Origin of the sequence: Nodosilinea sp. E11, from assembly GCF_032813545.1 — a bacterium.
GTDB lineage: Bacteria > Cyanobacteriota > Cyanobacteriia > Phormidesmidales > Phormidesmidaceae > Nodosilinea.
Genome location: NZ_CP136520.1, coordinates 4,451,608 through 4,470,137, shown reverse-complemented (window position 1 = coordinate 4,470,137; position 18,530 = coordinate 4,451,608). Strand labels below are relative to the sequence as shown.

The 18,530-nt window shown below is 50.2% G+C and carries 14 protein-coding genes; 5 read left to right on the top strand and 9 right to left on the bottom strand.

What is annotated here, in order from left to right:
* Nucleotides 1-395: 395 nt before the first annotated feature.
* Together RRF56_RS22180 and RRF56_RS22175 are read left to right on the top strand one after the other, a co-directional pair.
* Nucleotides 396-1,052: a hypothetical protein gene (locus RRF56_RS22180; protein ID WP_317035323.1), complete on the top strand. Its 657-nt coding sequence runs from the start codon at nt 396-398 to the stop codon at nt 1,050-1,052.
* A 167-nt stretch (nt 1,053-1,219) separates the two neighbouring features.
* Nucleotides 1,220-1,393 carry a hypothetical protein gene (locus RRF56_RS22175; protein WP_317035322.1) on the top strand — a complete coding sequence of 58 codons (174 nt, stop codon included), beginning with the start codon at nt 1,220-1,222 and terminating at the stop codon, nt 1,391-1,393.
* 97 nt (nt 1,394-1,490) lie between these two features.
* Here RRF56_RS22175 and RRF56_RS22170 read toward each other — a convergent pair whose 3' ends face one another.
* Nucleotides 1,491-2,921: a cobyrinate a,c-diamide synthase gene (locus RRF56_RS22170; protein WP_317035321.1), complete on the bottom strand. Its 1,431-nt coding sequence runs from the start codon at nt 2,919-2,921 to the stop codon at nt 1,491-1,493.
* Between the two features lie 93 nt (nt 2,922-3,014).
* A complete protein-coding gene (locus RRF56_RS22165; RefSeq protein ID WP_317035320.1) occupies nt 3,015-4,037 on the bottom strand; it encodes a diguanylate cyclase domain-containing protein in 1,023 nt (340 codons plus the stop codon).
* Nucleotides 4,038-4,489: 452 nt separating this feature from the next.
* Here RRF56_RS22165 and RRF56_RS22160 point away from each other — a divergent pair, with 452 nt between their 5' ends.
* Nucleotides 4,490-6,004 (top strand): hypothetical protein, encoded by a 1,515-nt coding sequence (locus tag RRF56_RS22160; RefSeq protein ID WP_317035319.1) that lies wholly within the window; start codon nt 4,490-4,492, stop codon nt 6,002-6,004.
* On the opposite strand, the gene cysS is transcribed toward RRF56_RS22160, so the two are convergent.
* Nucleotides 6,001-7,476 (bottom strand): cysteine--tRNA ligase, encoded by a 1,476-nt coding sequence (gene cysS, locus RRF56_RS22155; RefSeq protein WP_317035318.1) that lies wholly within the window; start codon nt 7,474-7,476, stop codon nt 6,001-6,003. The genes RRF56_RS22160 and cysS overlap by 4 nt on opposite strands.
* Before the next feature lie 139 nt (nt 7,477-7,615).
* On the opposite strand from cysS, the gene RRF56_RS22150 reads away from it, so the two are divergent.
* Both RRF56_RS22150 and RRF56_RS22145 read left to right on the top strand, forming a co-directional pair.
* Nucleotides 7,616-8,437 (top strand): arylamine N-acetyltransferase, encoded by an 822-nt coding sequence (locus RRF56_RS22150; protein ID WP_317035317.1) that lies wholly within the window; start codon nt 7,616-7,618, stop codon nt 8,435-8,437.
* A gap of 148 nt (nt 8,438-8,585) precedes the next feature.
* The gene (locus tag RRF56_RS22145) at nt 8,586-9,077 is read left to right on the top strand and encodes a pentapeptide repeat-containing protein (protein ID WP_317035316.1); all 492 of its coding nucleotides are present in this window, start codon (nt 8,586-8,588) and stop codon (nt 9,075-9,077) included.
* A 327-nt stretch (nt 9,078-9,404) separates the two neighbouring features.
* Here the strand turns inward: RRF56_RS22145 and RRF56_RS22140 are convergent, their stop codons facing one another.
* The 6 genes from RRF56_RS22140 to RRF56_RS22115 all read right to left on the bottom strand — a co-directional run bounded on the left by RRF56_RS22140 (nt 9,405) and on the right by RRF56_RS22115 (nt 18,392).
* Nucleotides 9,405-11,648, bottom strand: a complete 2,244-nt coding sequence (locus RRF56_RS22140) for a GumC family protein (RefSeq protein WP_317035315.1) — start codon at nt 11,646-11,648, stop codon at nt 9,405-9,407.
* Between the two features lie 723 nt (nt 11,649-12,371).
* Nucleotides 12,372-13,562, bottom strand: a complete 1,191-nt coding sequence (locus RRF56_RS22135; protein ID WP_317035314.1) for a polysaccharide biosynthesis/export family protein — start codon at nt 13,560-13,562, stop codon at nt 12,372-12,374.
* 55 nt (nt 13,563-13,617) lie between these two features.
* A complete protein-coding gene (locus RRF56_RS22130; RefSeq protein WP_317035313.1) occupies nt 13,618-14,265 on the bottom strand; it encodes a serine O-acetyltransferase in 648 nt (215 codons plus the stop codon).
* 50 nt (nt 14,266-14,315) lie between these two features.
* Complete coding sequence (locus RRF56_RS22125; protein ID WP_317035312.1) at nt 14,316-15,371, bottom strand: glycosyltransferase family 2 protein; 1,056 nt, start codon at nt 15,369-15,371, stop codon at nt 14,316-14,318.
* 167 nt (nt 15,372-15,538) lie between these two features.
* Nucleotides 15,539-16,522, bottom strand: coding sequence for a glycosyltransferase (locus tag RRF56_RS22120; RefSeq protein ID WP_410510673.1), 984 nt, complete (start codon nt 16,520-16,522; stop codon nt 15,539-15,541).
* Nucleotides 16,523-17,057: 535 nt separating this feature from the next.
* Nucleotides 17,058-18,392: a TrkH family potassium uptake protein gene (locus RRF56_RS22115; RefSeq protein ID WP_410510672.1), complete on the bottom strand. Its 1,335-nt coding sequence runs from the start codon at nt 18,390-18,392 to the stop codon at nt 17,058-17,060.
* Nucleotides 18,393-18,530 lie beyond the last annotated feature (138 nt).

Genomic DNA, 18,530 nt, shown 5'->3' with positions numbered 1-18,530 from the left:
TCTTTGAATTTTTGCGCAGTTGTTGAAAAAGACCGGCTGATTGTGTACAGTGCTTGTGGACTGTATACAGAGAAGATTGTTGGCCATTTCTGGGGCGATTATTGAAGTCAAAATTTGGCTTTGAGTCCTAAGAATATTTGCCTTGACTGGGGCGATCGCTCTAGTCGATATCCCTGATTTGCTGAGGGATGGGGTTGTTTAGGTGGCTCTAATGCTGTCTGATACCAAATCCGATCCACCAAACCCCGATTTGAAACCGATACCTCGTCGGGTTATTGCACTGCAATGCCCCGACGAATCGGGGGGATACAGACAGGATTTGGTATGAGGAGTGAGCGTTTAGAGACTGATTAGTGATTGCAGTTTTGTGATTCTTTAGAATTTGGAAAGGGTTTATGCTCACTTACCTTCATCAACTCACTGGTCGGGCTGTTAAGGCTCTAGCGGCGAGCCTTTTGGTAGCAGCTTTAGTTTTTCTGAGTCTGCCGGGGGCTTCAACCCCGGCGTTAGCTGCCCCTAAAGGCACTTTGAGCGAAACCATGGATCTCACCATGACCAAAGCGGCTCAAGACTTCGTTGAAACTGTTCTAGACGACTATGCTGACGCCCTAGAAGGCTCGTTTAGTGAAGCGCTCAAGCCGCTCAAGTCGGTCACCAAAGACTTGAGTAAACAGTTAAGCAAAGCGACCGCTGACCCCGCCTCGATCAGTGCTACCACCTTGACCCCTAAAATTGATACGGCTAAAGCTGCTCTCGATACTGCTGCTGCTGCCTTCGATAGTTTAATAGCCGACACCGACACGTTTAAATCAACCCTAGGGGCAACGCCGACCCAGCTTAAAGAGGCCATTGATACCCAGTTGGGTACTCAGTTCGACGACTTACAAGCTGCCTTTGACACCGTATCTGCGGCGATCGCCCAGTTATCCGCTGATACCGCCGCCCTAGATGCTGATCCGACAGCGGCTACAGCTGCCTTTACTGAGCATGCGACGTTGCTTTCTGAAGCTATTGAGTCGGCTAAGACCACGATTTCTAGCTTTGGTGAGTAGGTCACGCTAGGTATGGTGCCTGGGCAAATCCGTGGACTGGTTAGGCTACGGCCTCTCCCAGAGGAGAGATTATGTATCTAACCTTGTCATGAAAGGCATAAGCGTTGTATTTGGTATCCAGTTTTACAGTTTTGTTACTATGAATGTGTTCTCGAAAGGAGGCACTTATGAAAAACCAAACGTCTAAAACCTGGACTGCTGATCAACTGAAAAACTTTAGCGATGCCCTAGGCAACGGCTATGTGCCCGGTATGAACGGTGCCGATGAGCCTAACCGCGATCGCTGGACGACCCAGCGTCACCTACAAGCTTCTGCAATGCGCGCCCAGGCTTACCTCTAGGTCGGTCGATCTAGCTGGAGCGCTGCTCTAGCGCTCAGCCGCTAAGTATTCGCGTGAATTGCTGTTTCCTGAGTCTGGGAAGCAGCAATTTTTATGGCTATTGTTTGAGCGTTTTACTGTTGTTTTGGTCTTGCCTCTGGTGGTGCTGACGGCAGGCCGTAACCAAGGCGCGGGCTACGGCGGGGCAGCCGCCCCAATGTAGGTGCAGGTAAGAGGCATGGACCTGATGCAGGTGCCAGCCGTCTTGGGCGTGGGACGAGGTGGCACCGTAGCGACTGAGATGAAAAACCGGTTGCTCTGGCTTGGTTTCAGTCTGAGAACGGTGAAACTCGTGCCCCCACACCTGTTGATTAGCCGACATCAGGAAGCTGGTCTGTTGGGACGTAGCTTGACGGTAGCCCAGGGTAAGTTTGCTGGTCATGCGCACGGTGGTTGGCAGCACCCCCACCATCGGCCAGGCGGTGGCGTCGAGATCGACTAGGGTGGTGGCCAAATACATCAGCCCCCCGCACTCGGCGTAGGTGGGCAAACCCTGGTGCAGCAAAGTTTTGAGTCGGGTTCGCAGGGGCTGATTGGCGGCTAGCTCGGCGGCAAACATTTCTGGAAACCCGCCGCCAAAGTACAAACCGTCGATGCCTTCGGGTGGGGCTTCATCCTTCAAAGGGCTCCAGGGAATCAGATCGGCCCCCAGGGTGGTAAGCAGGTCAAGGTTGTCGGGGTAGTAAAAACTAAAGGCGGCATCTTGGGCGACGGCCAGGCGGGGGCGGGTGAGTGAGTGCGGCTGTGGTTGAAAGGGTAACGGGAGAGAGGGAGAAGGGGGAGAAACAGACGGGGTAGACAGCAGGGGCATTAGCGCCGCCCAGTCGAAGCTGCTGTGGCCGAGGTCGGCTAAGCGATCAAGAATGGCGGGCAGTTGGGGCAGTTCAGCGGTAGGTACGAGGCCCAGGTGGCGATCGGGGAGAGCGATCGCCTGGTGTCGCCGCAATACTCCCAGAATGGGCAGATCGATGGTGGAGAGGGCGTCGGTAAGCAGGTCTAGATGGCGATCGCTACCCACCCGGTTGAGCACTACCCCCGCCAGACGCACGTGAGGATCTAACGTGCGGTAGCCATGAATAATAGCTAACACCGATCGCGATAGGCGACTGCAATCGACGACCAGCAGTATCGGCAGATTGAGAAGGCGAGCCACGTGGGCGGTGCTGGCTACGTCAGATAGGCCCGATGCACCGTCAAATAGGCCCATCACCCCTTCCACCAAGGCAAACTCGGCATCGTGACAGCGCTGGGCAAAGCAATGCCGCACGTAGGCTTCAGAGGTGAGAACAGGATCGAGGTTGTAGCAGGGGCGGCCCGTAGCCCGTTGGTGAAACATCGGGTCGATGTAGTCTGGCCCCACCTTGAACGACTGTACACGGGCAGATTTTTGGGCTAGGGCGGCCAGCAGAGACAGGGTAACCGTGGTTTTGCCAACGCCGCTGCGTTCGCCTGCAATCACCAGCCCGCCAGGGGAAATAGTTGTCGTCACCAGGGCAGCCCTCCGCTGTATACAAGCTCAGGGCTGATTCTAAACCCGATTTGAGCGCTCCAAGGGAGATTGGATATTGTGACTACCGATGGCCTAGGCGATCACCTGGTTGCGGCCTTGTTTTTTAGCGGTATACAGAGCTGTATCTGCTTTGGCAATAATTGTTTCTGGAGTTTGCCCCCAGGCTGGCACTAGGCTCGCAACCCCTATACTCAGCGTAATGTCATCGCTTATATCGGAGTCGCCATGGGGAATTTCGAGCGCTGCGATCGCCCGCTGGATCGCGACTGCGACTCTTAACGCGCCTTCTCTAAAGGTATTGCTCAAAACTACAGCGAACTCTTCACCGCCATAACGAGCAACCAGATCGGTTGGTCGTTGCGGAACTTTAGCGATCGCCTGAGCCACTTGAATCAAACAGGTATCGCCGACTTGGTGGCCATGTCTGTCGTTGTAGCGCTTAAAATAGTCAATATCAATTAGCAATAAAGCGAGAGAATTTTGTTCTCGCTGGTGTCGTTGCCATTCCAAGGTTAAATAGTCATCAAAACGACGGCGGTTGGCAATCTGGGTTAAGCCATCCAAGTTTGCCAATAATTCCAACTTATAGTTTGCTTCCTGTAATTGCTGATTTTTCTCTTGCAGAGCAAGTTCAGTTTGCTGACGCTTGGCAATTTCAATTTGCAAAATTCTCTGTTGCTTCTGAATGGTCAAGTGAGTTTCTAGCCGGGCTACGACTTCTTCAATCTGAAAAGGCTTGGTGATATAGTCTACGCCACCCGACTGAAAAGCTTTCACTTTATCAAAAGCATCGTCTAAGGCACTGATGAATAGAATAGGAATATTGCGAAGATCGGGGTCAGATTTAAAGGATCGACAAACTTGGTATCCATCCATTTCTGGCATTTTGATATCTAGCAAGATGATGTCTGGACGCTTCAACTTTGCGGTCTTAATCGCTCTTCTGCCGCTGATAGCGCTACGCACCGTATAACCGAGCTCAGAGAGGAGTTCGGTCAGTATCTTTAAATTTTCTGGCAGATCATCTACCAGTAAAACGTTGACTTTTGCTGGTGAGTCAGGATTCACTAAAGATGCATTGCTCAAGTTGTGCATGCTTTTATATCAATGTACTGCACGCCTAGGTGTTTGATTAGAACGTATATGCTTAAGGCTCAAAATCGTATCCTCTCTGAAGATTTTTTGCAAAAATTCATTACAACTGGGTGTCTACCAAAAACACTAACGTTTTTTTCACTCTAGAATACCTGCTACCAGGGCAGTTGACTGGAGTTACCTGTCCTTAGTGACGGGTCTTCGCAAGGTTATCTAGTTAAATATGGTTCCCAATCTGTCGTCACCGCGATCATTGCTGTTCTATTCCTGGTTCTCGATCGCAAGGCGAACCAAGGCAAAATGAGCGCTGGGCAGCTGGGCCATAGATAGACCTTCTCTGTTACCAACCTGCTGCTTTAGCGCCTTAATTGAGCAAGATTGTTTAACTACCTTTTCTTGTACTTACTCTGCTGGGTACCCTAGGTACAGTCCTAGCTTAGGGATAGCCATCAATGACATCACCTTCGCTACTGGAGCAGGCCAAGGATGGGGATGCAGGGGCGATCGCTGCCCTGCTCAGCAATTCGCTTAGGTCCAAGGGCATTACCGTACGGGCCGAGCGGGAGAGCTACACCCTACACCTGTGGTTTACCGCTAGCCCTGCCCCGGCTCAGGCCCCCACCGTCGCCTACGCCCGCCGCGTTATTGAGCGGTTGCAAGTGTCCAGCCTGGGCATTCTCAGCTTCTACGGTGAACAGACTGGCTTTGCCCAACCCGCTTGGCACGAAGAAATTGCCCTCCTCTCCTTAGACACTACTTCCTGTTCCACCGATAGTTTCTCCCCTCCCCCTGGTCTTGCAGCTAAAGCCCCTGAACCAGAAACCCCTAGACCAGAAACCCCTGGGTCTTTTCCCCCTCCCCTCATCCCCTCCTGCACTGCCAACCCCGCCGTCGTTAGCCGGGCTTACCAAGAACTTGGCCTTGCCCCCGGTGAACCCATGGCCCAGGTTGAGGCAGTGTACTTTAAGCGCCGGGCAGAGCTGTTAAAACGGGGCGATCGCGCGGCGCTAGAACCGCTCAAGTGGGCCTTTACCACCCTCAAAACTCACCTAGAGCAGGCGGCAGCCCCGGCAGTTTTCTCGGACGGTTCGGCAATCAATGTTCCTACCCTTGAACAAGGGACGGTGGGGCGATCGCAGCCCACCCTCTACCAAGCTCGACCTCAAGCTCGCCCCCAGGCGGCCCCGCGAGACGACACCGATGTGCTGTCCTTTAGCAATCGCTATAGCAATGGGCTAATCTTCCCAGCACTGATGGTGCTGGGTATGCTGATGAACGCCATGCCAATTGTGAATGGGTTGCTCTACGGTATCAAGATCTGGATGCACGAGTTTGGTCATGCCACCATAGCCTGGCTAGCGGGCCGCCAGGCGTTGCCGCTGCCCATTGGCTGGACGACCATCAGCCTCCAGCGATCGCTGTTTGTCTACTTTGGCATTCTCACGCTGCTGGGTTTATTGTTTTGGGTAGGGCGGCGCGAAGCCAAGCACTGGCCGGTGATATTGGCCCTGGTGCTGATCGTGGTGCAGTTTTATATGACCTGGCTGATTCCACGCGATACCTTTGACATGCTGTTTTCCTTCGGTGGCATCGGCGGCGAAATTTATCTGTCGGCCCTGCTGATGGTCGGGTTTTTCTTCCCGCTGCCCGACTGTTTTCGGTGGGATTTTTACCGGTTTCCAGTGGTGCTAGGAGCGGCTTTTTGCTTTTGGGGTCAAGTGTGGCTGTGGGGCCAAATCCGCCAGGGTAAGGCCTCTATTCCCTTTGGCAGTATGTGGGGCGACGTTGACCATGGCGATATGAATCAGCTGGTCAACTACCACAACTGGACACCGGGAGACATTATTGGCACCTACAGTGCGATCGCTCACCTTTGCCTATTTGCCATCATTGCCGTCTATGGCTACACCCTCTTTCGCCAGCACCGCGAAACCTTTGTCGCCTTGGGTCGCCAGTGGCTGCCCTAGCGATGCCACTCGGTGACGCCGCCGGGTTTGTCGATCAGGGTAATACCTTCAGACTGGAGCAGGTCGCGAATGCGATCGCCCTCCGCAAAATTTTTCGTCGCCCGGGCTTCGCGCCGCTGGGTCAGCAGCGCTTCGATGGCGCTGTCCGACAGCCCGCCCTGGGTGGATGTCTCAGCTTTGGGCTGGGCTTCCAGTCCCAGTACCTGGGCTAGGCACACCAAGGTTTGCCACTGCTGACGCAGGGTATCGCTGGCGGTGTCAGCCTCACCCGTATGGGTGATCAGGTTGCCCGCGCGGCGCAGATCTTTGGCCAGGTCAAACAGCACCGCCAGCCCGCCAGCGGTGTTAAAGTCATCATCCATAGCAGTTTGAAAGGCTTGGACGGGGTCGCTTTCCCGGTCAATCCGCATGGCAGCCGGATCCCCAAAGGCAGAATCTGAAGTATCGGCCCAGCCCAGCTTAGCTCCAAACTCGTATCCAAACAGCAATCCATCCTTCACAGTACCCCAGCTGGTCTGGGCAGCGGCGATCGCCTCATCGGTAAAGTCAACCGGTTTGCGGTAGTTGCCTTGCAGCAAAAACAGCCGCACCGCCATCGGGTCAGGGGCGCTTGGCCCATCCAGCAAGTCGCGAATGGTGGTGAAATTGCCGAGTGATTTCGACATCTTCTCGCCACCCACATTCACCATGCCGTTGTGCATCCAGTAGCGGGAGAGGGGGTGGCCGGTCACCGCTTCAGACTGGGCGATCTCGTTTTCGTGGTGGGGAAACACCAGGTCGCTGCCACCCACATGGATATCGATGGTGTCGCCAAGGCGATCGCGAATCATGGCCGAGCACTCGATGTGCCAGCCCGGTCGGCCCGGCCCCCAGGGCGACTCCCAGAAGGGTTCCCCTTCCTTGGCTCCCTTCCACAGGGCAAAGTCGAAGGGGTCCTGCTTGATGGCCTCTTCTGCCGCCACCCGCCCACTGGCCCCGGCCTGCATGTCGTCGAGCTTGCGCCCCGACAGCTTGCCGTAACCGTCAAACTTCCGCACGGAGTAATACACATCGCCGTTAGCGGGGTAGGCATAGCCTTTACTTTCTAACTCGCCAATCAGCCGCTGAATGCCGTCCAGGGTTTTGGTGGCGTAGGTGTACTCGTCCGCCTCCATGACATTGAGGCGGGCGATATCTTCGAGATACGCCTGGGTATAGCGCTCCGCCACGGTCTGCATGGTGGAATTTTCGGCCTTGGCGCGGTTAAGAATTTTATCGTCGATATCGGTAAAGTTCTGCACGTAGCGCACATCGTAGCCCCGCCACAGCAGGTAGCGCCGCACCGTATCCCAGGCGATGGAACTGCGGGCGTGGCCCAGGTGCGAGTAGTCGTACACCGTGACGCCGCAGCAGTAGATCTTGACCCGCCCCGATTCCAGGGTTTTGAGGGGCTCTTTTTTGCGGGTCAGGGTGTTGTAGAGAACGACGCTCATGATAAAAGTGGGCAACAGCGCAGAATGCCCATTATACAAGGGCGCTAACAGAACGATTCAACACTGAAACTGGGTGCAGCGCAACGGCAGAACGCTGTGAAGTAGACTAAATGCCTAATTCTTTCCGCCTAAATCACCGATGTCCCTGGCTACTCCCCTTGCTGTCGCTGACCTTGAGGCCTATTTTCAACGCATTGGCCACGAGGGTTCCCACGATCCTAGTCTGGCCACTCTGCAAGGCATTCACCAGCGCCATCCCCAGGCAATCGCCTTTGAAAATCTCAGCTCGTTTCTGGGTCAGCCGGTAGAGCTAGACCTGCCCTCGCTGGTGCAAAAGCTGGTTTACGGCGATCGCGGCGGTTACTGCTTTGAGCACAATGGGCTGCTGCGATCGGTCTTAACCAGCCTGGGATTTCAGGTTACGGGCCTAGGGGCGCGAGTGCTGTGGAACTTGCCTCCCGATACGCTGACCCCTCGCAGCCACATGGTGCTGCTGGTAGATCTAGAGGGGGAGCCCTATATCGCCGATGTAGGGTTTGGGGGGCTAACGCTAACCGCCCCGCTGCGGCTGGTGCCAAATCTGGTGCAGGAGACCCCCCACGAGCGCTTTCGTCTGATTGAGAACCATGGCCTATTTACACTCCAGGCGCAGATCGGCCCAGACTGGAAATCTCTATACCAGTTCGATTTGCAAGCTCAGTACCCCTGCGACTATGGAGTGAGCAACTGGCATGTCTCTACCCACCCCAACTCAATCTTTGTCAATCACCTGATCGCGGCCCGGGTTGAGCGCGATCGCCGTTACGGCCTGCGCAATACCGAACTAGCCACCCATTTTCTGACCGGAGTGACTGAAAAGCGCCCGATCGCCTCGGCGAGTGAGCTAGAAACCGTGCTGAGTGATATTTTTCAGCTAAAGCTGCCCAAAAACCGAGATTTTAGTCACTTGTTTAGAGACTAGGGGCGATCGCCAACTGTCTTGGTGAGCGCTGCCCCTCTACTGCTGACAGCACAGATAATACCGGCTAAACGATACCAGCTAACTGGGGGATTGGTTTGGCCCAGGTCAACCTGTAGACTCAGAGATGTAGTCAAATGCCCTAGGAGCCATGGTTAGTCGATCCAGCCTGTGTCGGATGTTTGTAGCCACGCTGATGGTGCTCACCCTTTGCCTGGGATGGGGCAGCCCCGCCCAAGCCACCAGCTACGATCGCCAAAACCTAAGAATGAGCGACTGGTCAAACCAAGACCTGCGCGGCAACGACTATACCCGTGCCGATATGGCCGAAGCCGACATGAGTCACACCAACCTGCGCGGCGTGCGGCTATTTGATACCACCCTGGCCCGCGCCAACATGGAAGGGGCCGATATGACCGAGGCTACTCTCGATGGAGCCCGCTTCTATCAGGCTAATCTCACCAACGCCATTCTGGAAGGGGCCTACGCCTTTGGCACTGACTTTCGGGGGGCAATCATCGACGGGGCCGATTTTACCGACGTGCTGCTCGACCCCAAAGTCAACACCATGCTGTGCGAGGTTGCTCAGGGCACCAATCCGGTAACCGGACGCAACACCCGCGATACTCTGTACTGCCCCTAGCCCAGTGGATGCTTAGCCGACTGGCTTGCAGACCAATTTGCACTAGTGCTTGGCGGGGTACTAGGTAAGGTTGTCAACAGACTCGTCTGGATAGTGTAAAACTGGGGTGAGAGCTGGGTTTCGGTGTACCAAAGCTGGTCGACTGACAAAACTCCTGAAACCCTTGTCCTACCGTAGGTTAGGTTGATCTAGGGAAACCCAACAAAACCGTTACTGGTGTTGAGTTTCACTTCGCTCAACGCCAACCTACCTTAAAACTTTTGTCAGTCAATCAGGTACCAACGTGGGAATGGCCCCCTCTCGGTCTATAGGAAATGCCTGCAAAAGCTACACATAATTAGCAACAATCCCAAAACAAGGTAGATTAAATTCTCTAAATTCCTGCATCATGTGATTGACAACGCTCTTATCCGTCTTCCGAATTCCCACAACTATTAATGAGCTAGAGGCATAGGATGTTAAAAAGCTAACATCTGAGGATTCTTGAAAACTAGGTGTATCGTAAATCACTAGGTCAAATGAATTATGCAGCTTCTGAACAAGTTGATTCATCTGATTGGATGCTAGCAACTTACTCGATCGGGATAAAGACTGCCCTGCTGGTATAGCAAAGAGATTTTCTGTATGTGGCACAGGCTCAATCGCATCCTCAATAGATAGTTCGCCAAGCAAAACCTCACTGAGCCCGCTCGAATTAGTCAAAGAAAGAATCTGATGAAGTTGAGGAGATTGGAGATTGGCATCCACTAGCAAAACACGCTGATTAGCTAGGAGAGCAGCCTTAGCGAGGTTTAAAGCTAGAGTAGACTTCCCATCCTGAGGACAAGCTGAAGCAATTACTATAGATTTAATCGACTCCGCCGAAGGTGAAAGACGGATTTTTGCATAAGCAGAGTTAAACGAGTTAGTAAAGGAGTAAAAATTAGCGCCATTTTTTCTATCTGCCTTATCAAGAAGAACAGCAGTAGAAGCTTGCTGTAGGCGCACAGCTTCTTCACAGTAGGGGATAGTAGCCAGAATCGGTAAAGCTGTCTCTTCCTCAAGATCTGCTAGATCGAGAAACGCATTTTTACTCCTATCAGTCAAAACGGCCCCGCCAATTCCTGCCATCAGGCCTGCAAATAGACCCAAAGCCATATTTCGAGGCAGCTTACCCTCTTCAGGAACTGGATTTCCATCTACATCTCTAGGAACCTGAGAACTAGAAATTAAGTCCCAAGGAAATTCATTCTGAGCAGCCTCAACTTGAAGTGTTTCTCTTTGAGCTAAAAGGCGATCTAGAGTCTGAGTAGCCAGCAGTAACTCACGCTGCAATTCAGCATACCGCCGTGCTATAGCCGGAAACTGCTGTACCCTCTGGCCAGCCGAACTGTTAGCCTGCTCAAGGGCATTGGAACGGGCCTGAAGCACTTGAATCTCATTCGCTGAATTGACCATTTGCTGAATTAGGTCACTGCGAATAGAATTTTGATAGGCGAGCATCTGGGGCCCATTTAATTCACCGAATGCAGATCCTAAAACTTCTCTTGCTCGTCTTTCTTGTAAAGAAGACAACTCATTTTGCTGATCCCGCAAAGCCTGTATCACAGGGCTAGCTTCATTATAGAAAGCAGATTCAACAGCAATTTGACTTTCAACTTCCTCTCGCTGCCTGAGAAGATTTTGATAACCAGGGTCTTCGCTTAAAGTAGAAGATGCGAGCGCTTGATTCGGGCTTAGGCCTAATTGTGTCTGCAAATTTCGGTAGAGAGTAACTTGCTCTTGAAGTAGCGAATCCGTTTGCATTTTCTGATTTGAAAGATCCGCGAGCTGAGTAGAAAGTTGTGCCCCCTGGGCTTGGGGATCAGTCAGCAAATACTGTTCCTGGAGCGATTGAATTTGGGACTGTAGCAACGAAACCCGATTCTCTAAGGCAGGCAGTTGTTCGTCAATAAACCTAACCCCCTCACTAATGCTGCTCTTGCGCTCTTCAAGGCTGTAGCGAAGGAACCGATTCGAAATCAGCTCCAAAACCAGATCTGCTCGCTGAGGATCAGAGTCTTCATAGGTCACTTCAAGAATCCTCGTTTCCTGCCCACCTATTCCTCCAACACCATCCCCAGAGCAACATCTTTCTACAGTTAGGCCTTTTCTGAGATCCCTCTCTCGAAAATCAGGAAAACTTGCCTGAACCTGCTCTACGACGTCAGACAGCAGACCCGAGCTTTGGAGAATGACCAACTGAGTTGCATAGTCTAGAGGGCTAGACTGTTGTCTTGCTCGATCATCTCCCCGAGCGACAACTCCAGGGTCCGAAAGCCTTCTCTCAGGAGTAACAGGTTCAACTAGCAACCTAAGGTTACCCTGATAGAGTGGCGCTGCTGCAAGGCTAAGCCAGTAGGCTAAACCTGTTGTCAGGGCTGTAGCGCCAAGTATTAGCAAAGCATTGCGACGAACAATACGTAGCAAGGGACGAAAATTGATACCCTGCTGCTCGCTGGCTTCGCTACTTGAACTTTCTAATGGGGTTGATTGCAACTGAGCCGGCGTGTGGCTAGCCATCGACTCATAAGAACTTTGAACTATTTCCATCCCGCCCTCTTACCTATTATGAATAAAAACAATAAAAATACGTATTTACTTAAAGCCCTAAAAAAGCAAGTAGAGCACCCATTCCAAGCAGCAAAAAGTTCTTTGATGAATACTAGACAACCTTACTTGAAGATTCGCCATAAAAACAGGAATAGGCTCACCTCACCAATTACAGCTACCTAGGCGTTTCGATCATCCATATCATCGGTTTGATTTACATGAAAATTTCGTTGAAGAATCTTATATGCTTTGTACATTTTACAGCCACACCCGCCAAATTTTAAATTCTCAAGATAACTTCAGGCAATCTACGTCTGCACATGTTTTTCTTGAAAAGATATATCAATCAGCAAAGCGTCAGAAGAGAAGCTAATGTTTGGTCAGCAGTCTTGTCAGGTTAAAAATTATGACATCACGGGGAGGACAGGGGTTCGAGCAGAAATCTATTTGGCTAGGTTGGCCATGGCAACTGTCCTTTAAGCACCTCAAGTCGGCCAAAAAAACAATCAACTAAAAAGTCTACCTTTAAAGCCCGTTAAAGAGGGATTTCATCGTTTTTGTCAAGAAGATGTCTTTTCCTCCTTAAAAAAAGGAAGCGATGGGTTGCATCAGCAAGGAGTCATAGCGATTTCTTGGCTCAAAGAGGAGATATATACATACAGTGCCTAAGGATAAAGAACTTTGGGTTAAGGAAACACCGAGCCAAGAAAGCTTGCGAGCTTCTTAGTTATTGTTATTGTTGAGAATATTGAAGATTCCCAGGACTTGAAAGATTGGATTGATAACTGAGTTAATAGCCCCTCCAACTAAACTTAAGAAATCTGAGGTTCGTGCTAGATTACTAGTAGAGATTAAGACAATATCACCTTCGCGGAGTGCTGGATTAGTCTCTTCATTTAAAGGCTCTGAGTAATCGACCTGAATAATACGGTTTACTACTGTGCCATCAGGATTTAGACGAATCAGATTTGCTGATCCGGACTTTGCTCTAGGGTTGTCAAAACCACCTGCGGCCAAAATAGCCTGATTAAGAGATGAATTAGGTCTAAGATCGACCAGCCCAGGTGTCTTAACTTCGCCAGCAATATTTATAGCTATGCCGTCTGGAGAAAAGTTTGCGATCGCAATTCTTTGAGCTTCAGAGGGGTCAAGAACTGTAGCTGTTGGAACCAAAATGGTGTCACCATCACGCAAAGTAAAATCCTGAGGCGCATTTTCACCTTGCAATAGCGCCCATAAATCTACGTTCAGATTTCGTGTGGAACCATTCTGATCTAAGCGGCGCAGCTGAACGTTCCTAAGATCTGCCTGCTGCTGTAATCCACCCGCAGCTTGAATAGCTGTAATGACAGTGGGCCAGTCATTAGGATTACCTCCCACCTCAGCTAGACCACCCCCGACCCCCTGTTCACGAGGTGTAAGCGTATAGGAACCAGGACGTTGGATCTCTCCTGCGACAACAACTCGTAAAGAGCGAGGGCTAACTAAGGTAACCGTAACATTAGGGTTTTTGATAAAGGGAGCATAACTAGACTCAATTTGAGTTTCAGCCTCCCTAATGGTCAGGCCATCGACACGTACTTCACCTACCCAAGGCAAATTCAATCGTCCATCCACGGGAATGATATACCTTTCCCGTTCAAAAAAGTCTGGATCGACTCCAAAAAGCCTAATTCTAATTTCATCGCTTCTACCTAGCCTATAAGCATCTTCAATAGGAAATCTGGGTTCTCCCACCGAGGCTTCGTTAGCTCTTGGAGCGTCTAGTCTTATAGACTCTTGAGCCTGCGTGGGCACAGGAATAAAAATAGACGACAGAACCAGTAAGAGCACTATCCTAAAGGGAAGTTTCAAGCCATTCTTATGCAGTCCCAGAATTCGCTGAAAATTAGAATTTAAGTCACGGTGTTTCATATTCTTCAACTTTTAAGCCTTCCCAAGAAAGCAAATAAGATTTAATTAATGAACTCTAGAATTTTCTAGTCTTAACTATTTTACCCGGAATACCTACGACTGTGCATCCTGATGGAATGCTATCCAGGACAACTGCATTAGCGCCTACATTGACGTCATCACCAATATGAATGTTCCCAAAAAGCTTGGCTCCCGCACCGACATTAACACGGCATCCTAATGTAGGGGCTTCTAAAGGTTTGTCTAAATGTCTTAAACCTATAGTCACACCCTGCCGAATAATGCTGTCATCGCCAATAATACTGTTCCCATGTATAACAATACATCCCTGATGTTCAATAATTACTCGGCGACCCAGTTCAACAGTGTAAGGCAGTTCAATTCCGTAGGTGTTTCGAACCTTTCGATACATCATCCGATATAGCAAACTCAGAGGAGCTCTCAAGAGCTTTATTTTGATACCCATTCGCCAAACACCAAAGCGATGAGCAAAAACCGCACGAAACCCAGGTTTTGTCCAGTCACAACCATGTGCAACCCAATCTTCCTTAATCTGTTCCCATAAAGTACTTAACGATAAGTACTGATAATCTACCTTAGGACTAACCTGAGCCCTAGATAGGGTGGAGGAAGTATCAGGTAAGTGGGCCATACGTTGTTGAAGTAAGTTTGCCTGAAAAACCAAGTAAGATTGAGTTAACAAAGAGAAAAATTTTTAGAGCGATGAACTTCAGTCATGGCAATAAAATTTCGTTAAGAATTCAACCTCAAACCTCGGAATAAAAAACTATTGCGTAAAGAATCCCATAATAGGTAGGGAGGATCTTCATCTGGCTTTCGTTGTATAAACCGCCGCAATCGCCAGCTTGCAAAGCCTATGATCCATGCTATATCTGCAATTACTAAATAGAGTGAGCCGTAATTTTTCAAGAAGTAGCGATATCGAGAGTCAAAAACATACTTAGGCCTGCGTTTAGGTGGTTTTTTTGTATTAGTAACACCAGAACTTTGACCAACCAAATGTACAACATGACTCTCGGGCACATACCAACATGGCCATCCGGCACGATTAGCTTGAAGACAAAAATCCATCTCCTCGTAATACATAAAGTAATCTTCGTCCATTAAACCTACCTGTTCAATGACCTCCTGCCTAATCATCATGCTGGCTCCAGCAACCCAATCAGTGGTACAAGCAACCTCTGAAACAGGCGGGGCAACAATCCACTTAGAGAGAACTTTAGAAATTAGGCCTAGACGCAGCCCACCATCAAATTCGCTCCAGATTGTGTGAAAGCGAAAAGCTGAACATTGAGGAGTGCCATCCGGATCTTCCAGACGACTGCCGGCAATTCCAACTTTGGAGTTTTGCTCCATAAACTCTACCAAAGCTCGAATTGCACCAGGTCGAACTACTGTGTCGGGATTTAGTAGCAGCACATAAGGTGGTAAACTTCCCCCAGCTAAGGCTTGCCGGATCGGGAAATTACTGCCGTAGGCGAATCCTCCGTTGCGTTCTAAGGGCATAAACGTCGCCCATTCCCAGCCTTCTTTAGCGATTACCCCCGCAATTCTCTCATTTGAATCGTCGCCTGAGTTGTTATCTGTTACTGCAACTCGGAGGTTAGGTAAATCTTTAACCTCGTTCACCAAAGAGTGCAGACATTCAATCGTCAAATTGGGAGTTCGATAGTTGAGAATGACTACAAGCACAGCAGGAAGAGAGGCCGGATCAGAATAATCCGTCTTAGTAGATTCAGCTTGACCAGGCAGTTGCTTACTAAGCATAAAAACTAACTGTGATTCCAAAAAATTACGGTAACTAATAAGCGATAAAATTTTAGTGATTGCCCAATAAGACCAATGGCCTCAAAATATAAATTTTCGGCACCAATCTAAGGAAAAGCTTCTATGCACTAGGTTTTATCAAGATTTCAAGCTTCTCTTATATAAGGCCATCTTTAATTTAAATAGTATTACTTGTATTCAATAATCTGCTTACTTCTTCCCGTTAAGCGATTCCAATGAAATATAAGTTGCCCTTGCACACCTGGAAACTTTCCTAAAACACAGGATGTTGCATATAAAACAGCGTCCCTTCTTTTAAATCCATGCTGCTGTCCATATCGATAAATCTTATATATGCATAGCGGATACAAACTAAGCAACAGCAAACTTAGCCCTTGGGTATAAAATATCAGAGATAGAGAAACAATGGGTACAGCTAAGCCCCATATCCAAATACTATAGCTTTCCTTTACCCAGTGCCGTTCGGGTAGTTGACCATGTAGCCAAGCCCCTTCTGCATAGGCATGTCCTGCCCGCTGAAAACGTCTCCACCACTGACCGACATTATACATCTGAGCATCGTGAAGGGTCATATCAGCATCAATGCGGAAAATCCTCCAACCTTTTTGGCGAAGTCGGACACACAGCTCAGGCTCTTCACCTGCAATTAAAGTAGGATTAAACCCATTCACTTGATTGAATGCTGTTACTCGTACAAGGGCATCACCTCCGCAAGCATTCGTCTCTCCAATCGGAGTATCCCATTCCAAGTCACATAATTTGTTATAGACGGATTCATCGGGATATCTCTCTCGACGGCGACCACAGGCAACTGCAAGAGAAGGTTGTTCGTCTAGCACTCTCACCGCTTGCTCAATCCAACCTTGCACTAGCTCACAGTCTCCGTCGATGAACTGGATATAGTCTAGGTTAGGGACTGACTTTAGCAACTGCTCAAATCCGGCGTTCCGTGCACGAGCCGCAGTAAATGGAATTGATAAGTCAAGGCTAACAACGCTAACACCCAAGGACCGAGCAATATCAAGACTGTGATCGGTAGACCCTGAATCAACATATAAAACATGAGATGCTTGGGCGATCGCCGAAGTTAAGCACTGCCGCAGGCGTTCGCCTTCGTTTCGCCCGATTGCAATCAATCCTACCCTATCCACGATAATCACTCCTAGACACTGAGTTGTTGAGCTATCTTTAGAAGTCACAACTCCATCTAGTTATCAATGTTACAGAAGAAAACACTTAGCCAAGGAAGTCACTTGAGGAAGTCCATCAAAGCATTATATTTTAGTGAACTTTCTTGATCGACAAACTGATGCGTGTCTGGTTACGGGAACGAACCGGTTGCTGTCAACCCTGCCACAAGGTTTTCTGATGTCGCCTACCAAAGCTTGAATAGCGTTCAGACGGTAATCCGCTTGCGGTAGGATGTGGCTCAGCCAGACCATGACCCGATGGCCAAAATTCAGTCCTTGCCAGTTCCCATAGATCGGGAAGTCGTCGTCCAACAGGGGTTACACGTTCATCCGCTTCAGCTGGGCCAGCAGCAGAGGAATATCGTCAACTCTTTCCATGTTAATGGTTAGAGGGGTATCCATAGCCCAAATGCAACCAATTGGCTGACCTCATTCAAAAATGAGCGCACCGTAAGCCTTTACGGCACTACTGGCCTTGCGGGTACACCCAGCTCGATTACCCGATTAGCAGCTCCTCCTCTGGGTATTGAATAGCTGAGGGTTTGGGATCGCCCAACAGAGCACCCATAAACAACAAGATACCTACCCGGCCTAGGTACATGGTGACAATAATCACGTATTTGCCAAAGTCGGATAGTTCACCGGTAATGCCGGTGGAAAGCCCGACGGTGGCAAAGGCTGATACCGACTCAAACAGAACGGTGATAAAGCTTAGATTGGGGTTGCTAACGGCCAGCAGTGCGGTGGCACTAACCACGGCTAACCCCGACCCAACGACCACAGCAATAGCTTTAAGCACGCGACTAGTGGGAATTTGCCGCCGAAAGCAGAGCACTTGTTCTTTGCCTTGCAGAGCCATACGAGTGCAGGCGATCAAAATTCGAATGGTAGTTGTTTTAATACCGCCACCTGTACTGCCGGGGCTGGCTCCAATAAACATCAAGGCAATCATGATAAATAGCGAGGCATTGCCCATCGCTCCAATGTCAGTGGTGTTGAACCCAGCTGTGCGGGCAATAACTGACTGAAACCAAGCTAGCAGGAGCTTGAAGGGGACCGTAGTTGGGCCTAGGGTGGCTGGGTTGTTGAACTCAGTGATAAAGAAGGCGATGGTGCCAAGTGCCAACAGGACAGCGGTTGTGCTGGTAACGACTTTGAAATTGAGGGAAAATAGGCCCCGGCAGCGATTGCCCGCCAGGCGATTTCTTACCCAGTTGAGCAACTCCATAATTACCTGGTAGCCAATGCCGCCAAGAATCACTAGGGCGGTGATCACCGCGTTTACCCACGGGTTAAGGGCATAGCCGACAAGGCTGTCTTCAAAGAGGCTAAAGCCGGCATTGTTAAAGGCGCTGATGCTGTGGAACACCGATAGCCACAGCCCATAGCCGGAGTTGTAGTCTTGGCTAAACACGGGATAGAGGCAAAACAGGCCGGTGAGCTCAAACACCAGAGTCATGCCAATGATGGAAAGAATTAGGGACTTGCCGCCAGCTAGGGCGGTGTTGTCCATTGACTGCTGAATGGCTAAGCGCTCCTTGAGGCCTAGCCGTCGCCCCAGCAGCAGCACTAAGAACGTGTTAGCAGTCATGTAGCCCAACCCACCTACTTGAATGAGAGTGAGAATTACGGCTTCGCCGAAGGCTGAGAAGTAGCTACCGGTATCGACGACAATGAGGCCAGTGACGCAGACGGCGGAGGTTGCTGTAAACAAGGCCACCAGGGGATCGTTCCACTGGCCACTGGTGGTAGCAAAGGGCAGCAGCAGCAGCACAGTACCGACGGCAATCAGCACTAAAAAACCGAGGCATATGGTGCGTGGAACCGTCATCTTCATAGGCTGGGCATCCTGCCAAGGGTGGGGAGCGGGGCAACCCTATATTTCCACGAGTTGACGCTCTCGGCCACTATGACGCAAGATTTAACCGGCTAGCTCCGGTGTGGGGCAATGTTTTTTGTAGTTGAGGTG